The 18,727-nt window shown below is 27.8% G+C and carries 12 protein-coding genes and 1 tRNA gene; 12 read left to right on the top strand and 1 reads right to left on the bottom strand.

Translation table 4 applies throughout. The features are described 5' to 3' along the window. The first annotated feature begins 1 nt into the window (after position 1). From EXC33_RS02025 to rbfA, 10 genes are all read left to right on the top strand, one after another. Positions 2 to 511: an MSC_0623 family F1-like ATPase-associated protein gene (locus EXC33_RS02025; RefSeq protein ID WP_046096822.1), complete on the top strand. Its 510-nt coding sequence runs from the start codon at positions 2 to 4 to the stop codon at positions 509 to 511. Next, positions 504 to 1,394 (top strand): MSC_0622 family F1-like ATPase gamma subunit, encoded by an 891-nt coding sequence (locus EXC33_RS02020; RefSeq protein WP_046096823.1) that lies wholly within the window; start codon positions 504 to 506, stop codon positions 1,392 to 1,394. The genes EXC33_RS02025 and EXC33_RS02020 overlap by 8 nt, the downstream gene beginning before the upstream one ends. Beyond that, complete coding sequence (locus EXC33_RS02015; protein WP_046096824.1) at positions 1,387 to 1,839, top strand: MSC_0621 family F1-like ATPase epsilon subunit; 453 nt, start codon at positions 1,387 to 1,389, stop codon at positions 1,837 to 1,839. Before EXC33_RS02020 ends, EXC33_RS02015 begins: the two co-directional genes overlap by 8 nt. After that, complete coding sequence (locus tag EXC33_RS02010; RefSeq protein ID WP_052716989.1) at positions 1,830 to 3,962, top strand: MSC_0620 family F1-like ATPase-associated subunit; 2,133 nt, start codon at positions 1,830 to 1,832, stop codon at positions 3,960 to 3,962. Before EXC33_RS02015 ends, EXC33_RS02010 begins: the two co-directional genes overlap by 10 nt. 12 nt (positions 3,963 to 3,974) lie before the next feature. Then, positions 3,975 to 5,513: an MSC_0619 family F1-like ATPase alpha subunit gene (locus EXC33_RS02005; RefSeq protein WP_046096825.1), complete on the top strand. Its 1,539-nt coding sequence runs from the start codon at positions 3,975 to 3,977 to the stop codon at positions 5,511 to 5,513. Next, a complete protein-coding gene (locus EXC33_RS02000; RefSeq protein WP_046096826.1) occupies positions 5,513 to 6,868 on the top strand; it encodes an MSC_0618 family F1-like ATPase beta subunit in 1,356 nt (451 codons plus the stop codon). Before EXC33_RS02005 ends, EXC33_RS02000 begins: the two co-directional genes overlap by 1 nt. 87 nt (positions 6,869 to 6,955) lie before the next feature. Then, positions 6,956 to 7,032 (top strand) — tRNA-Arg (locus EXC33_RS01995). A 143-nt stretch (positions 7,033 to 7,175) separates the two neighbouring features. Beyond that, the gene (locus tag EXC33_RS01990) at positions 7,176 to 8,537 is read left to right on the top strand and encodes a hypothetical protein (RefSeq protein WP_046096827.1); all 1,362 of its coding nucleotides are present in this window, start codon (positions 7,176 to 7,178) and stop codon (positions 8,535 to 8,537) included. Positions 8,538 to 8,612: 75 nt separating this feature from the next. Then, the gene (locus tag EXC33_RS01985; RefSeq protein ID WP_046096828.1) at positions 8,613 to 9,167 is read left to right on the top strand and encodes an inorganic diphosphatase; all 555 of its coding nucleotides are present in this window, start codon (positions 8,613 to 8,615) and stop codon (positions 9,165 to 9,167) included. A gap of 125 nt (positions 9,168 to 9,292) precedes the next feature. Further along, complete coding sequence (gene rbfA / locus EXC33_RS01980) at positions 9,293 to 9,634, top strand: 30S ribosome-binding factor RbfA (RefSeq protein ID WP_046096829.1); 342 nt, start codon at positions 9,293 to 9,295, stop codon at positions 9,632 to 9,634. Positions 9,635 to 9,647: 13 nt separating this feature from the next. Here the strand turns inward: rbfA and EXC33_RS01975 are convergent, their stop codons facing one another. Next, positions 9,648 to 10,286, bottom strand: coding sequence for a hypothetical protein (locus tag EXC33_RS01975; RefSeq protein WP_046096830.1), 639 nt, complete (start codon positions 10,284 to 10,286; stop codon positions 9,648 to 9,650). A 232-nt stretch (positions 10,287 to 10,518) separates the two neighbouring features. Here EXC33_RS01975 and rpoB point away from each other — a divergent pair, with 232 nt between their 5' ends. Further along, a complete protein-coding gene (rpoB, locus tag EXC33_RS01970; protein WP_046096831.1) occupies positions 10,519 to 14,157 on the top strand; it encodes a DNA-directed RNA polymerase subunit beta in 3,639 nt (1,212 codons plus the stop codon). Continuing rightward, on the top strand, positions 14,150 to 18,694 hold the full coding sequence (gene rpoC, locus EXC33_RS01965) for a DNA-directed RNA polymerase subunit beta' (RefSeq protein ID WP_082065487.1): 4,545 nt from the start codon (positions 14,150 to 14,152) through the stop codon (positions 18,692 to 18,694). Before rpoB ends, rpoC begins: the two co-directional genes overlap by 8 nt. Positions 18,695 to 18,727 lie beyond the last annotated feature (33 nt).

The raw sequence follows: 18,727 nt of genomic DNA, 5'->3' as shown, positions 1-18,727 counted from the left end.
AATGTTTAAAAAAATGGATGATCGCCTTAAAAATAACCATAAAAACAAAAAAATTCTTAAATATTTAGAAGGCGTTGAAGCGTTTCAAACGAAATTATATAGTGATTACGTTAAATTAACTCGTAGTACTAATTTTGTAGATAATAATGCCTTTCTTAATACTTTAGCATTAGAATACAACTTAGAAAACGTTGATGTTATTAAAAATCAATTAACTAGTTGAATTAAAAGCAAAAGAAATTTAGTTTTAGATAGATTTACCCTTACTTTTACAAGAGACAATCGTTTTAGTAATACCACCTTTGTTCCTGCCTTAAATGAAACTCCTTCATCAAAAGTTTTAGACATTGATTTTAAAAGTACAACAAATGAAGATTTTAAAGCCTTTAATAGCTACTTGTATAAACTTTTAGATGCTAATTTTATAGTAGAAATTTTGGATGGAATTATTTTGGTTAAAAATTTAAATACTTACAAAATTCTTTTTGGTCAAGGTTTATTTGATGAATAAAAAAACTGCTGAATCTAGATATAATTCTTTATTAAAGATTCATAAAATAGTCGAATCCAACAAAAATATTACTTTAATTAATCTACTAAAACTATCAAAAGAAATAGGCTTTTATTTAGATAGAGCAAATTATTCAAAATTCATTATTGAAGAAATTAATAAAAAATTTGCAATCGATGAATCATCATTAGATAAAAGTGGCAGTTTAATTTCGATTCGTAATTTAAAAACGTTATGAATATATGTAACTGAAGAAGAAAAATATAGCACGAACTCATATCAAAAACATGAAAGAAATCTCTTAAGTTCAATTGATAAAGAAAACGACAAACTAATTGCTGTCGGGAAAAGAGCAATTGGTTTTGCCCAAAAAAATAACATAGAAATACTTACAAAATTTGAAAAAAACGACATAGCTTATTTAAGTAATTTATTACCAAAATTAGTTATAAGCACTTTTAAAACAGACGAATACGAAAATTTAAACTTTGTGATTAATTCCAATAAAATTAAGCAAAAATACATACAACTATTACCAATTAGAAAAAATAATTTTACTCTTGAACATCATAAGGAAAGTGTAATTTTTAAATCATCTTTAACTTCACATAAAATTTACCAAGATTTGAATGCTTTTATCGACTCTGAATTAGAAAATTATTTAACATTTGCTACTTGATCACTTTTAACTGAATCAGCTTTAATTTATGAAAAATATAAATTAGTAGCTCAAAATAGTACACTTAATGATTTAGATGAAAAATTGCGTTTCCAATTTAGAATGATTCTTAAAGCAAAAAGAGAAAGAGAAATTGAAGAAATGTCAATTTTATCTAAGAAAAAGGATTTATTGCATAGTCAGGAAAGGTTAAAAAATGATTAAGTTAGTAACCTTGTCAGCTAAAAATGATCGTCACACATTAAGTATCAATAATTTTAAAATTAACCTTAATTTAAGCGATAGTTGAACAAAAATTGATAATTTTGGTATTTGTAGTTATAAAAACGTTTTATGTAATTTTGAAAAAGGCAATAAGCAATACTTTTTAATTTTTGATTCATTATTTATTCAAAGTAACAAAAATGAAATTAACCTTTTTTATAGAGAAAAAGTTCACACCTATGTTCAGGATGATAAAAATAAAAAAGGTGTTAAAGTTCTTGATAAAAAATATAAGGAAATGAATAAAGAATTGTTCAAAGTTTCCTTTAATAGTTTATTTAATAACAAGTTAGTTGCTAAAAAAGAAGAGCTAAAGTGAGAAATTTTTAAACTTAAAGCTCAAGTATACTTTTCACTATTTGAAAATGAGGAAGTATGAAATTAAAATTTATTCTTAAGTTAGGAGCTATTAGTTCATTAGCCGTTCCTTTAGTTACTGCAGTTTCAGCTAACGAAGAAAATAGTGCTAATAATCCTACAAATAGTGGTGAAAATACAAATAATAATATAACTAATACAACTAACGATAACAATAATATAGCAACTAATAGTGGTACCACAGACAGTAGTGGAACTAACAACAACACAAACAATAATACAAATACAAATAATAGCGAAACTAATAATTCTCAAGGCGAGAATAATACACAACCTCCAACTGATTTTAATAAAGTTAAAGAGTTACAAAAAACTAATGTTGAGGGTAGATTGCCACAAATTATCGATTCAATAATTGAAAAAATTACGCAAGAGTCTAAAGAAATTGAAAGAATTAACCAAACTGAACCTAGCGTTGAAAATTTAAGTCGTTTAGCTTATGAAAAAAATGTTATTAACTATTTAAAAAACAATAAGGATCAAATTGTTGCTGATCCTGCTAATAAGTTAAACGTAATATTTCCTTACATTTTAAGCAATACTGAATATAAAAACGCTAATATTACTTATGATGAAGAAAATTATACTCCTGTTATTGTGCGTGATGAATCACCCTATAACTATAGTAAAGTTCCAGATACTGACGTATCAGGAAATGTGCAAGTTGACAATGAAACAGGAACTGTTAAAAATACTTATGACGAAAAAACAATTCTTAACACTACTAATTCCTACTTAGATAGTTTGAGCAGTGAATGACAAGATATTTTTCTTAACAAAGATGATTTTCCTAAATATAACAAGGATGAAAAAGTTTTTAATGTCAAGGATAATGGTGATTTAGAGTTAGTTCTTCCTCAAGGTTATAATTCTTGAAATGATTATATTGCCGAAAAAATAAGTAAAAGATCATTAAAATTTGACCTTAAACAAAACCAAGAGTTTAATGCTAACCAAAAAGATCCAGTAGTTATTCCTCCAGTTACTGAAGTTGAACCAACTGAAGAAGATCCTGGTATTCAATTAAACGTAAGATCAGAAAATATACCAAGATTAAGTCCAATTATTAGTGCAGATTATTTGACATATAACAATCAGGGAATAATTAATTTATTCAATAGCAATCAAGAAACATTTAATAAGTCTATTGTTTTCTTCTCTAACCCTATATTAACCGTTATTGATTATAAAGTAGTTAGTTTGAAAGAAGAAAACGGCAAATTAATTGCAACAGTACACATTGTTAATAAATTGAATAACGATTCAGCAACATACGAAAAAGAGGTTATAAGATACAAAGATTGAAATTATGTTATGTCTATTCGTATTGTAAATGAAGCAATTGCACATGCAATGAGTCTATATTACAATGCACTAGGATTAGATAGCAATCTTAATTTGAATAAATTAGGAAATCCTAAGTTATCTCAAGCTGTCTTTAACCAAATTTTTACAGCTATACAAACTATTAATTCAAACGATTTTGTCACTATTACTAAACATTTTATTAACATGTTGAAAAACCAAACTGTTGGTGTTTCAAACAATAATAGTAATAATCCTCTTGTAACTGTCGAAAACAAAGTTTTATCTGACATGATTAAAGACACTTTTACTCTCTCTATTCATAATCAAACTATTTCTAGATATACTTATTTCAAATATTTAAGTGCTACATATAAAAATCTTTATAGTGCTTTTACTAAAAAAGTTACTTCGGATAATAAAGAAATAGTTGATAAAAATTTCAAATCTTTCGGATTTAATATTGACAAAGTTAATGATGCAGTTAATCAACTTTTATACCTTATTTTAGGTTTAGATAAAATCGATCAAAGTGATAATTTTAACTTTACTCACTTTAGCGAATATACTAATCAATTAGCCAAAGTACAAAAACAATTTTTAAATTTAGCTATTCTAACTCAAGATAAAGAAATTGATAAAAATACGGAAGCGGAAGCTAAACCATTTAGAGAAGCTTACCAAAGCTTAATTTTAAGTGCACAAAGCGATGTTGAAACCACAAACAACGCAATCTTAATAGCAATGGGATCCATCCTAGGAGTTATTCTTGTCGCATCAATTGCTTTAGGTGCATTGTCTATTATGAAGAAGAAGAAAAACTAATAAGGAGAAAACATGAATAATAAATTACACATTTCAGCTATTTATGACTATGTTGTAGAAATTAGTGGTAAACATAATTTTGTTCAAAATGAAATTTACCATCTCAAAAATGATACTAATTCACTTTTAATGGTTATTTCAGCGAGTGAAAATAAAGCTTTTTGTTTGGTTAAAGAAAAATCAGAAAATTATCAAATTGGATTAGAAGTAGTTAAAGCTAGTGTAAGTACTAAAGTTGCAACTGATGTTAATTATTTTGGCAAAATTATCGACGTTTATGGGAATATACTTTATTCAAAAAATGGTCTTTCATACCAAAGTGCAATTTTACCTAGCCAAGCTGAAATTTTTAATGTTAACAATAATTTAATGACCTATCAACCTTTAGAAGAACAATTAAACACAGGTTATTCGGTAATTGATCTTTTAATTCCAGTTGGTAAAGGCCAAAGAGAATTAATTATAGGTGATAGAAAAACAGGTAAAAGTTTTATCGCTTTAAACACTATTATTAACCAAAAGAATAAAAATGTTAAATGTATTTATGTAGCGATTGGTCAAAATCAAAATGATTTAGCTAATACTTATACACTTTTAGAAGAAAATAATGCTTTAGATTACACAATTATTATTAATGCAAGTAGTGATAAACCTTATGAACAATATTTAGCTCCTTATGTTGGTATGGCACATGCTGAAAATATTTCTTACAATGACGATGTTTTAATTGTCTTTGATGATTTAACTAAACATGCTAATATTTACCGTGAAATAGCCTTATTAATTAATAAACCAGTTGGTAAAGAAGCTTTTCCTGGTGATATGTTCTACGCTCATGCTAGATTGCTTGAAAGAAGTGGTAAATTCACTAATAGAAAATCAATTACTGCCTTACCTATTGTTCAAACAGTAGATAACGATATTACCTCATTAATAGCTTCTAATGTTATTTCTATTACTGATGGGCAAATTGTTACTAATTCAGAACTTTTTGCTTTAAATAAATATCCTGCTATTAACGTTAATTTATCGGTAAGTCGTATTGGCGGAAGCGTACAAAGCAAATTAATTAATCAAACAGCTAAAATTATCGGTAAAATCTACTACGCTTATAAAAAACAAGCTAAGTTAGTGGCGGTAAAATATGATCTTAATGATGACATTAATTCTTTAATTACTAATGGTATGCAAATTGAAAAAATGTTTAACCAAAAAGGCATTACTTCATACAACGAACAACATATGTTCTTAATCGCATATATTATTGAACTAAACATTTTAAATAATTTGTTAGAAAACGAAATTGGTCATGCTATTAACTTTTTAATCAAATATCAAGAAAATAATAAAGCTTGTCAAGATGCTGTTAATAATTTAGTTAATAGTGATGCCAAAAATCCAACTTTATTGAGAGAATATTTCACTTTTCTTTTTGCTAAATATTCAGAACTATTTAAACTAAAATGAAACATTAAAGCTAAAAAAACCTTTGCTAATATTGACGCTAAATTGATGCAAAATATTTACGCAGAATTAAAAGGAGCTAAATAATGAGCGCAAAAATTACTAAAATTTGAAGTGATGTTATTGAAATTACTTTTGAAAATGAAACATTACCAGCTGTCAATTCCTTATTAAAAACAAAGGATGATTCATTTCTTTTAGTTAAAAAAATTGTTAGCGATACGATTCTATTAGCTGTTATTGTTGATTCAAAAGATAATTTAGCTATTAATGAAGAAATTACTGCGTTAAATCATAGTTTTCAAGTTCCAGTTGGTCAACAAGCAAAAGGTAATATTTATGATATTTTAGGACAAAATTTAAGTTCTCCACATAACCAAGTTAATCACAAAGTGGAGATGGATTCGACTATTAAAGTTAATAAAAATTACCGTAGAACAAACAATTTAATTACTACAGGTATTAAAGCTATTGACTTCTTTATGCCACTTTTAGATGGTGATAAAATAGGTATTTTTGGTGGAGCAGGAGTTGGAAAAACTGTTTTAATGAAAGAAATTATTTTCAATCTTTCTAAACAAAATGCTAATACATCTGCTATTTTTATAGGAGCGGGAGAAAGATCGAGAGAAGCAATTGAACTTTATAATGATTTAACTGATTCAAATTTGATGAAAAATTCTACAATGTATATTTCACGTATGAACGAAAATCCTGGTAGTAGAATGTCTATAGTTCCAGTAGGTATTACTGCCGCAGAATATTTAAGAGATACACAAAAAGAAAATGTTCTTTTGTTTATTGATAATATTTTCCGTTTTCTTCAAGCAGGTAATGAAGTAGCAGCTTCATTAGATAAAAAACCTTCTATTGGTGGTTATCAAGCTACTTTAAATACTGAAATTTCACAAGCAGAACAAAGACTTTATAGTAATGAAAATGGTTCAATCACCTCTTTCCAAACTGTTTTTTTACCAATGGATGATTTGAGTGATCCTTCTGCTGTAGCTGTATTTAATCACCTTAATTCATCATTGGTTTTATCTAGAGAAATTACTGCAAAAAATATTTTCCCTGCTATTGATCCTTTAGTTTCTTCATCAAATAATATTAATCCTGAAATTATTGGTCAAAAACATTACAACGCTATTTTAGAAAGCAAATATATTCTTCAAAAATATAAAGAAATTGAAGATGTTATGTTAATTTTAGGTTTTGATGAACTAGATGATGAATCTAAAATAATTGTTAAAAAAGCTTTACAATTACAAAACTTTTTCTCACAAAATTTCTTTATGACTGAACACTTTACTCATAAACCAGGCGTTTTCGTGCCAATTGAAGAAACAGTTGATTCAGTAATAAGAATTTTAAATGGCGAATTCATTGATTTAAACCCTGAAAAATTTGCTTACATTGGTTCAGTAAGCGGAATTAAATAAGAAAAATAAGAACGTGCTTAAGGCATGTTTTTTATTTATTTTTTTACTATTAACAAAAAAATGATAAAATGAATATGTAAAAATAGTGGTCGCGTAGCTCAGCTGGATAGAGCACAAGCCTTCTAAGCTTGTTGTCAGAGGTTCGAATCCTCTCGTGATCGCCATTTTTTATTTTTTTTAATTTTTTGAAAATAATAAGGCTTATATTTTTGTTTTAAGTCACTAAAAAGACACTAATTTGGCTTTTATTACTAATTTTGTAAAATTTGATAAGTAATTTGAGAAGTAAAATGAGGAGAGATAAATAATGAAAAAGAAATTATTACTACCTTTATTAAGTTCATTAGGAACAATAACAACAATTATGCCTCTTGCATTAGTTGCTTCATGTAATGAAACTAATACAACTGGCAAAAACAATACAACTAGTGGAGACAATACAGGCGCAGAAAATAATACGGCCAAAGTTGAGAATCCAAGTAGCGAGAATAACAATCCTACTACTTCAAATGATAGTCAAAATCCTCAACCAAGCGAAGAAACACAAACTAATCAAGCTTTACAAGAACAAAAAAATAGTACAACTACTGTAGTTACATCAGCTAAAGCTTTGGAAGCTAAATTAGAAAAATATACTCTAACTGATTCTAAAGATAAAGTTTCAGCTCTAGTAAACGAATTAGAAGCAGAATTAGCTAAAGCTGAACCTTCTATTGAAGTATTAAAAACTAAGACAGATACTTTAAGTGCTGAAATTGCTAGTGCAAATACTTCTGTTAGCGAAATAGATAAAAAACTTACTACTTTAGAAACCAATGGCCAAAAACTTTCTACTCTAAAAACTAGCGCATTAACTGATGAGAAAGTTAAAACTTTAGCAACTAAAGTAGAAGCAGCAGTTAATGAAGTAAATAGTTTTAAAGAAAAAGAAAAATTTACATCTCAAGAATTAGATGCTTTGAATGCAAAAGTTATTACGGAATATAATTCTGTTATTTATGATGAATCATACTATACAGTAGGCGAAGATGCTACTAGCAAATTCAAGTTCCCTGCAGAAACTACTATAACTAAAGAATCTTTAATTGAACATGTTAAAACTAATAAATCAGCAGAAGAATTAAAAAAACCTTATATTTATGTTTATGATAGATTCTCAAAAGCAATTGTTGAATTTAAAGATAGAGTAAATTGAAAAGATAAAACTCAAGTTGCTATTTTATCACTAAGCGATGAATCTTTACTTGAAAAGAATAAACAATTAATTAGTCCTTCAGATCCATTAGGTAATAAAGGTAATTTAAGTAATTTTGTTGATCTTGATATTTCAAAAGACAATAGTAAGTTATTAGTTAGATTCAAATTAGGAACTTATCCTAAAACTGTAGATCCAAAAGATTATCATATTTCTTTTGATTTAAATAATTTTAAACCAGCTACATCAACATCAACTTCAGGAACACAATCAGCAAATTCTAGCGCAAGCGGGGCATCACAAGAAACATCTACAGGAACACAATCTTCTTCAGCTACCCAAGGAGATTCAAATACACATTCAGATAGCTCATCTTCGAGCAGCTCATCATCTAGTTCAACTCCTGCTTCTGCAGTAACATCGAAAACTTCTCCAGCAGCGGCATCTAATAGCGGCACACAAACGCAAAAATAATTTACTAGACTTATTTGCCTTATTTATAGGTAAATAAGTTTTTTTACTAAAATAAAATATTATAATAATAAAATTATGAAAGACAACATTGTAGAAGTTAAAATTGAAATTACTAAAAATTCTAGAATTAAGTATGAATATAATCGTTTAGACAAACAAATTCATGTTGATCGTATTTTAAGAGAAGATTTCAAATATCCAGCTAATTATGGCTTTATTCCTAATGCTTTAGATTGAGATGGTGATGAATTGGATGTTCTTCTTTATAGTGAAGAAGAATTTATTCCTGGAGCAGTGTTAAATGCACGTATTATTGGTGCGATGAAAATGATAGATTCAGGCGAAACTGATACTAAATTAATTGCTGTACATGCTGATGATTATCGTTTGGAACAAATTAAGGAACTAAAAGATTTACCAGAACCTTTTTTGATGAATTTAGCAGTTTTTTTCAATAATTATAAAAATTGAAAAAAACCTAATTTAACTAAAGTAGAAGGATTTGAAAATATTGAATGAGCTCTAAAAGAATTAAACGAATGTATCGATTTAATGGATAAATACGGTAAAATGCCAAAAAAAGAATTTATTGCTAAAATGATGAAAGAGCATCCCGAAAAGTATGAATAAAAGACCTTTTTGGTCTTTTATTTTTAAATAATTTTTAGAAAAATAAATAATTCATAATCTCAAAAGAAATAAAAAATAGACTTTTTAATGTATTTTTAAGTTAACATTTAATTACAAGGAGTATTATGAAAACAAATATTAATACGTTAAGAAGAGAAGAACAAATAAAAAATGCCATTGCCAAAATTATTTCTTATGACATAACAAATGTTAATGTTATTGACCCTGTAGTTGTGGATGCTTATTTATCAAATGATCTATCACACGTAAAAATATATGTAACTTTTGCTTCCAATAAATCTAAAGCCTTAGAAGCACTTAATAATGCTAATGGTTTTATTAGAAAAGAACTTTCTCGTATTTTAGATTGAAGAAAAATTCCTGAAGTACACTTTGAACTTGACGAAGTAGGACCATCAGGAGCAAAAATTGATAAAATTCTAAATGAAATAAAAAAAGAAAAATAAAATCTCAAAGATTTTATTTTTTTCATTCATCTTTTCTAAAAGAATTACTTAATTTTTTTTCTTTAAAAATAGTTCTTTCTTCGTTTAATTTTGCTAGTAAATAATTATTGTAAATATTTATGTTGTTAAGGTTATAGTAAATTAAAAGTAAAGAGATAACTAAAATTTTTTGTTGAATCAAATATTCTTCTCAATAAGTATCATAAATTTGTAAAAATAGTTCTTCTTCTTTTTTATCTAAATAGTTAGTTATTATAAAAAAAGCTAAATCAAAGTGTTTATCTCCTTTAGTTGCTTTATCTAAATTAATTTTGACTTTTTCATCTATAAATTCTAGACAATTAGGAAAAAATTCATTCACTATAAATCTATTTTTATAACTTTTATTAAGAATATTATTAATTCTTTTGAATTCCTTATTTATTTCTTCAAAAATTATTTTTTTATTAGGAATTTTACTAAGCTCACTGAGGCCATTTTTAATAAATTTACTAATTTGATTTTTAGCTAACGAAGAACTATCTAATTCATGAATTTCTTTTAATTTATATGCAACTAGTTTTATTTTATTTTCATCCAATTCATTATATTTGACTTCTTTTTCTTTTTCAAAATCTATTAAAGATAAAAATTTATTAGCATATATATTCATATTAGAATTTTACTAATTAAACTATTTTAAAGGCATTTTTTTAATATTAACTTTCCGGTGAAAAAAAGAAATTTTACCATATATTTTTTCAATTTTATGATAATATTAATAACATAATAGGTGTATTAAAAACAATTTGATATGTTACTATTACTTGAGTTGATTTTTTATAAATTAACTCTTTTTGTTTTCTGATTAAAGAAATATTTAACTTTTGATGATAAGGGGAATTATGGCAGTAAATACATTACAAAAAGCCGCTTACAAATTGCGTAAATTTGGTCCCATCACAGAAAGACGCGATTATTCAACAACAAAATATACTCTTGATATTCCAGATTTTCTTGCTATAAGCAAAGAATCTTTTGAATGATTCAAGAAAAATGGAATTGAAGAATCATTGCGTGAACATTACCCAATTATTGCTTCTAATGGCAAATTAACTCTTGAATATATTCATTCTTCAGCTTATTTAGAATTTCCAGCTAGTAAAGAATATGATGCTGTTGCAGATGCAAGAGTTAAAGGCATTAATTATGCAGCTAAACTTTATGCTAAATTTAAAGTTACAGTTACTGAAACTGGTGTAGAACAAACTGATACAGTATTTTTAGGCGAAATTCCTTTAATGACTTCTGGCGGAAGTTTCATTATTAATGGAAGTGAAAAAGTTATTGTAAGTCAGCTAATTAGATCACCAGGTGCATATTTTGGGCGCGGCGTGCGTAATAAGCAATCAGATGATCTTTTCAATAAATTAGAAATTATTCCTCGTATTGGTTCTTGGTTAGAAATTTCACATAAAGTTACTACTAAGAATGTTGATGCTGTAAAAATTAAAATTGACAAAAATAAAAATGTCAATCTAACTACATTTTTAATGGCTTTAGGTTTATCAAATGAAAATATGATTGAACTCTTTGGTAATTCTAACGAGTTAGCTGAAACTATTAAAAAAGATAGAAAATTAGTTGAAACAGCGGAAACTTTAGATGAAAAAATAAGAATTTGTCAAGAAGAAATTTTTTCTATTGTAAGAAGAGGTGATAGAGTCACTGACGAATCAGTTGCTAATTTATTAGCAGGTCTTTTGTTTAATAAAAAACGCTATAGTCTAAATCAAACCGGTCGTTATATGTTAAATAAAAAGCTTAATTTAGTAGATCGTATTTCTGATACTATTTTGGCTGAAGAATTAACAATTAAAAACGAAAAAGGCGAAAAAATAGTTTTGGAAAAAGGAACTGATATTACTCATAAATTAGCTTTACTAATACAGAAAAATTTTGATGAAGGCTTTTTAAGTTCTAAAGATATACCCGGTATAAAAGCAGAAAGAGTTTATGGTAAGTTAATTACTGGTAATAATCCCGTTAAAAATCTTAAAAAAATGACTAAAATTATCACTCTTTTAGTTTATCCAAATAGAAAATGAAGAGATAGAGGCAAAAATCCCGTTTTAGTTATTGGTAATGATCCTAAATCAACTGAAACTCATCTTATTATTTCGGATATTATCGCTGCTATAAATTATTACTTTAACTTACTTAATGGTATTGGTAATGATGATGATCCAGATTCATTGACAAATAAGAGAATTGTAGCGGTAGGTGAATTAATTCAAAATCAATTGAATGTCGTTTTAACAAGATTGGAAAAAACTACTCTTGAAAGAATGGGTGCTAAAGAACCTGATAAAGTAACACCTAAAAATGTTACAAATAATAAATTGGTTTCTACTCAAATGAAAACATTCTTTAATCAGTCAAAACTTTCTCAATTCATGGATCAAATCAATCCATTAGCAGAAATTTCTAATGAAAGAAGAATTACTTCTTTAGGTCCTGGCGGACTTAATCGTGATACTGCACAATTTGAAGTACGTGATGTGCATGCTACTCATTATGGAAGAATTTGCCCTATTGAAACACCAGAAGGGCCAAATATCGGACTTATTTTAAATTTAGCAACATACGCTAAAATCAATGAGTATGGTTTTTTACAAACCCCTTATTTTAAAGTTGAAAATGGTATTGTTCAATATGATAAGGTAGAGTATTTAACAGCTACTGAAGAAATTAATTTTTATATTGCCCAATCAACAGTAAAAGTAGATAAAAACAATCGTATTATAGGTGATCAAATCACAATGCGTCATAACTATACTTACGTGCTAGAAAAACCTGAAATAATTGATTACATTGAAGTTGCATCTAATCAGATGGTTTCTGTAGCTGCTGGATGTATTCCTTTTCTTGAAAATGATGATGCGAACCGTGCTTTAATGGGATCTAATATGCAACGTCAAGCTGTACCATTATTACAAACCGAAGCTCCTTTTGTTGCTACTGGTTTAGAAAGTGCTATTGCTAAGTATTCATCAGCTAATTTTACTGCCAAGCATTCAGGTGTAGTCGAATATGTTGATGGTTCGAAAATTAAAGTTAGAAATAATAAAAATACTTTAGATACTTATTCATTAAAAAATTTCCAACGTTCTAATCAAGATACCGTAGTTCACCAAAGACCATTAGTTAAAGTAGGCCAAGAAGTTAACAAGGGCGATTTATTAGTTGATGGTTCAAGCTTTAAAAACGGTGAATTATCACTAGGTAAAAATTTAGTTGTAGCTTTTACAACCTACAAAGGTTATAACTATGAAGATGCCATTATTCTTAATGAAAGATTAGTTAAAGACGATGTTTTAACATCTATTCATATTGAAGAACACACAATTCAATTTAGAACAAGTCGTATGGGAGATGATGAATTAACTGTTGATATACCTAATGTTTCTAAGGCTTCAATTAGAAATTTAGATGAAAATGGTATTGTGAGAGTTGGTTCAGAAGTTATTCCAGGAGATGTTTTAGTTGGACGTGTTTCACCAAAAGGAGATGAAAATCCTTCGCAAGAAGAAAAACTTCTCTCTGCAGTTTTAGGACAAAGATTATCTAATGTAAAAGATACTTCCTTAAAAGTTAAAAACGGTCATGGTGGAACTGTTATAGCTGTAGAAGTATTAAATCGTGATAGCGATAGTAATGCTCAATTTGAAGATGGCGTTGACAAAATTATTAAAGTTTCAATAGCGGTAAAACGTAAAATTCGTGTAGGCGATAAAATGTCTGGTCGTCACGGAAACAAAGGCGTTGTTTCAATTATTTTACCTGAAGAAGACATGCCATATTTAGAAGATGGTACACCAGTAGATGTTATGCTAAATCCCCAAGGTGTTCCTTCACGTATGAATATTGGTCAAGTTCTTGAAATTCATTTAGGTATGGCTGCTAAAAGTTTGCAATGTAAATTTGTCACTCCTACATTCGATGGTATTAAAAAGGAAGATATTTTTGAATTAATTAAAGAAGCTAAATTACCAGAAAGTGGTAAACAATTTTTAATTGATCCTATTACTGGTCAAAAATTTGATAACCCTGTTTCAGTCGGTGTTATGTATATGCTTAAACTTAATCATATGGTTGATGATAAAATGCATGCTCGTTCGGTGGGACCTTATTCATTAATTACACAACAGCCATTAGGTGGAAAAAGTCAAAATGGTGGACAAAGATTTGGTGAAATGGAAACTTGAGCTTTAGAATCATATGGAGCCGCAAACGTTTTACAAGAAATTTTAACTTATAAATCAGACGATATTAATGGACGTAATAAGTTATATGCTGCATTAGCTACTGGCAAAGAATTACCTAGTTCAGGCACTCCTGAATCATTTAATGTTTTAAGTTATGAACTTAAGGGTTTAAAAATGAAATTCGATGTAAGTTATGAAGATAATGACGATGAAATTAAAACTTACAACGAATATTATGAGGATAATTTAGACATGGAAGGAGATTTAAATGAGTAATTTTATGGAAAGAAAAATTTATGGTAGAAATGCTATAGAAAAAATTACTTTGTCATTAGCTACTCAAAAAGATGTCCTTGAATGATCACATGGTGAAGTAACAAAACCAGAAACAATTAATTACAAAAGTTATAAACCCGAAAAAGAAGGTCTTTTTGATGAATTAATTTTTGGTCCAACTACTGATTATAAGTGTCCTATTTGTGGAACAAAATATAAGAAAAGCGACGAAAATTCAGAATGTAATAAATCTGAGTTATGTAAAAAATATAAACCAACTATTTTGCCTAAAATTTCTCGTCGTAGCAGAATGGGACATATTCATTTGGTAAATCCTGTTGTACATTTTTGATTCTTTAAAATTGATCATTCGATTATTTCCAAATTATTAGGTTTAAGAGTCGCAAAAACTAATCGTCCTGTTGCTAAAGCAGATTTAGAAAAATTAATTTATTACAAAAGCCATATTGTTTTGGAAACTGGAGGATTAGAGTCGTTAAAGAAAAATAGTATCATTGATATTTCAGATGCTGCTATTGTTTATCAAGAAGCATTATATGAATTAAAAAGTAAATTAGACATTAATGATCCAGATTATCAAGAAAAATTTGAAACTATTAGCGAAACTTTAGAAGAATTACAACTCTTTGCTACTTCTAAAGTAGGTAAAGATTATGGTGTTGATTTTTACGAATATAATGAAATTATTGAAGAATTTAGTGATGCTAAAATTAGTACTGGATCGAGAGCAATTGAATACTTACTTAAAAATTTGAACTTGCAGGAAGAATTAGAAAAGGTAAATAGTGAAATTAATGCTATAAATTTTCAAATTCAAGATAATCCTAATTCTAATAAATTACAAGAAAGATCAAAATTATATAAGAGATTAAACGTTATTAATGCTTTTATTAATTCTGGTCAAAATCCTCTTGATATGTTGATTTATGATTTGCCCGTTTTACCGGCTGATTTGAGACCTTTAATTCAATTAGATGGCGGTAGACATTCTACAAGCGATATTAATGAACTTTATAGAAGAATAATAATTAGAAATAATCGTCTTAAAAAATGAGATGAAGATGATGCTCCTATGCTTATTAAACAAAATGAGTATAGAATGATACAAGAAGCAGTTGATTCTTTAATTGATAATGCTAGAAAAAAACCTACTCCAGTTTCTTCAAAAGATGGACGTCCTTTAAAATCCATTTCGGACGCTTTGACAGGTAAAAAAGGAAGATTTCGTCAAAATTTATTAGGTAAACGTGTTGATTATTCTGGTCGTTCAGTTATTGTGGTTGGTCCAGAATTAAAAATGCACCAAGTAGGTATTCCTAGAGAAATGGCAGCTAAATTATTTGAGCCATGAATTATAAAAGAATTAATTAAAGGGAATAATAATATTAATTCTATTAAGGCGGGAAAAAAGGCTGTTGAAAATTTAGACCCAATTATTTGACCTTATGTAGAAAAAGCTATTGAAGGAAGACCGGTTTTATTAAATCGTGCTCCTACATTGCACCGTTTATCAATTCAAGCTTTTGAACCTGTTTTAATAAGAGGTAAAGCAATTAAATTGCATCCTTTAACATGTACTCCTTTTAATGCTGATTTTGATGGTGATCAAATGGCTGTTCATGTTCCAATAAGTGATGAAGCAGTAAGAGAGGCTAGAGAATTAATGCTAGCTTCAAAAAATATTCTTGGACCAAAAGATGGCGAACCAATTATCAATCCAGGACAAGATATTATTTTAGGTCTTTACTATCTAACAATGGAAAATAAAAATGCTACTGGTACAGGATCATATTTTTCTTCATTTGACGAAATGATGATCGCTTATGAAAATAAAAAAGTGCATTTACATACGAGAGTAGTATTACCAATTGAAGCTGTTAAAAAAATTTATTTAAATTATTCACCTAAGAAAAAATATATTGTTTCAACTGTCGGCAAATTCATTTTTAATAATGCTTTTCCAAATAGTTTTGAATTTATCTTTGGCAAATTTGTAAATGAAAATGGTAAAGAAATAGTTCACACATCTAAAAACATTGATGAATTTGATAGATATTTATTACCTTATGGAGCTAATTTTAAAGAAGAAATTGATAAAATGCCTATCAATCTTGCTTTAACTAAAAAAGATATTGCAAATATTGTAAGACGTATTTACAACGATTACGTAGCTGTTGTTAATATCGAAAATATTTCAAACGTTATTAATGACATAAATGAAATAATTCAATTTAATAAATTGCCTGAAAAATTATCTGAATTAAAAGATTATAAAGGACAAAATTTAAATGGTGCTCATACTCAAATCCTTGCACAAATTATTAAAGAAGAATATAAAGTAATTAACGAAAGATTTAAACAAACATATAAAAAACATAATAGAAGTAGTTGAACGGTTAACGAATATACTAAATTATTAGACAAAGTTTGATTTAGATATACTAATTTAGTAGCTAATATACTAGATACAATTAAAGAATTAGGTTACTACTATTCAACTATTTCTGGTACTACAATAGCTGTTAGTGATGTTTTAACTCACCCTGAAACTAAAAGAAGAATTGCTTCAGGCGATGAATATATTGCTAAGCTTAGAGATTATTTCTATAGAGGTTGAATTACCGATGATGAAAGATATTCTCTAACAATTGCAAAATGAAGCGAAATTAAAGATACAATAGAAAAAGATCTTAAATCTTTAACTAAAGAAAAACCTCATAACCCATTGTTCATGATGTTTACTTCGGGAGCTAGAGGTAATTCATCTAACTTTGTTCAATTAGCCGGAATGCGTGGTTTGATGAATAATAATACAAAAATTTTAAAAGCCGACGCAGAAAATGAAAGAGTTGTTCGTTCAACTGTAGAAATTCCTGTTAAATCATCATTTTTGGATGGTCTTACTGCTTATGAATTCTATTCATCTACTCATGGTGCTCGTAAAGGGTTAACTGATACTGCACTTAATACTGCTAAATCAGGGTATTTGACACGTCGTTTAGTTGATGTTGCTCAAAGCATTGTTGTTAAAGAAGAAAATTGTGGAACTGACTATGGTTTTGAAGTTAAAGATATAATGGATACTAAAACAAATACCATTATTGAAAGTTTAGCTGAAAGAATTGAGGGACGTTTTGCTAATAAGATAATAATTCATCCTCTAACTGGAGAAGTTATTGTAAATGATAACCAATTAATTACACCTGAAATAGCTCAAAAAATCATTAATGCTGGTATTAAGTCGGTAGAAATTAGATCAGTATTATCATGTTATACTCGTAATGGAGTATGTAAAAAATGTTACGGTAAAGACTTGGCATTAAATCGTGTCGTTAATATTGGTGAAGCTGTTGGAGTTGTAGCTGCACAATCGATTGGCGAACCTGGTACGCAACTTACTATGCGTACTTTCCTCACCGGAGGTGTTGCTGGAGTAGAGGATATTACAGGTGGTTTTGGTCGTTTAATGGAATTAATTGACGCTTACGATTCTCCTTGAGGAAAACCTGCAATAATTGCAGATAAATACGCTAAAGTTATAAAAATTGAAAGATTAAATAACGTAACTTCTAATAATGCAAATAATTTACGTATCCATTTAGAATTTGAAGATGCACAAAAACAAAAAGTAATTGAATTTATAGATACTAGATCAAATAGACGTTTAAGAGTTAAAGAAGGACAAGAAGTTGTTCCCGGACAAAAAATTATTGAGGGACCAATTATTTTAAATGAATTACTTAAAGTTGCTGATACTAGAGCTGTTCAAAATTACTTGCTAAAAGAAATTCAAAGATTATATCGTCTTCAAGGTATTACTATAAGTGATAAATATATTGAAATTATAATTAGACAATTACTTTCAAAAATTATTATTATTGAACCAGGCGATTCACAATTTCATGCAGGATCATTGGTAGATATTTTTGCTTATCAAAAGGAAAGTGCTAGATTAATAAAAGAAGGTAAAAAACCTCCTTTTGGTGAAGTAAAAATCAAAGGAGCTAAAAAATCACCTTTATTATCAGATTCATTTTTAGCTTCTGCTTCGTATCAAGAAACACCTAAAATTCTTGTTAATGCTTCTATTGCTAAAAGACAAGATCGTTTAGAAGGATTAAAGGAAAATATTATTTTAGGAAGAAAAATACCAGCAGGAACTAATTCAGCATACGAAGATGGAGGTAAATATGATATTAGGGATTCTAAATCATATTTCCCAAATAAATATGATCCTGAATTAGACAATGCTCAATCTTTAGACGAATTCAATAAGGAATTTGAAGATGAAATCAATTCTGCTTTAAATAATTTTGCTCTAGATCTTCCTTTTGATGAACAAACTACTGAAGAGGAAATGAAAGAAATTTTTAAACAAAATTATTTTCCTAATGAAAAAGACGATTCAGAAGAAGAATTAGATTTAGATGACTTTGATTTTGATGATAATGAAGAAATTGATTTTGAAGATTTAGTTAATAATACAGAATCAGATGATTCAGAAGAAGAATGATAATTTGATAATTTTAAAATACGCATAAAAGAAGCG

The organism is Mycoplasmopsis meleagridis, assembly GCF_900660695.1.
Lineage (GTDB): Bacteria > Bacillota_I > Bacilli_A > Mycoplasmatales > Metamycoplasmataceae > Mycoplasmopsis > Mycoplasmopsis meleagridis.
Note: the sequence above shows the minus strand (reverse complement) of the source record. Positions and strands in the feature narration are given on the sequence as shown.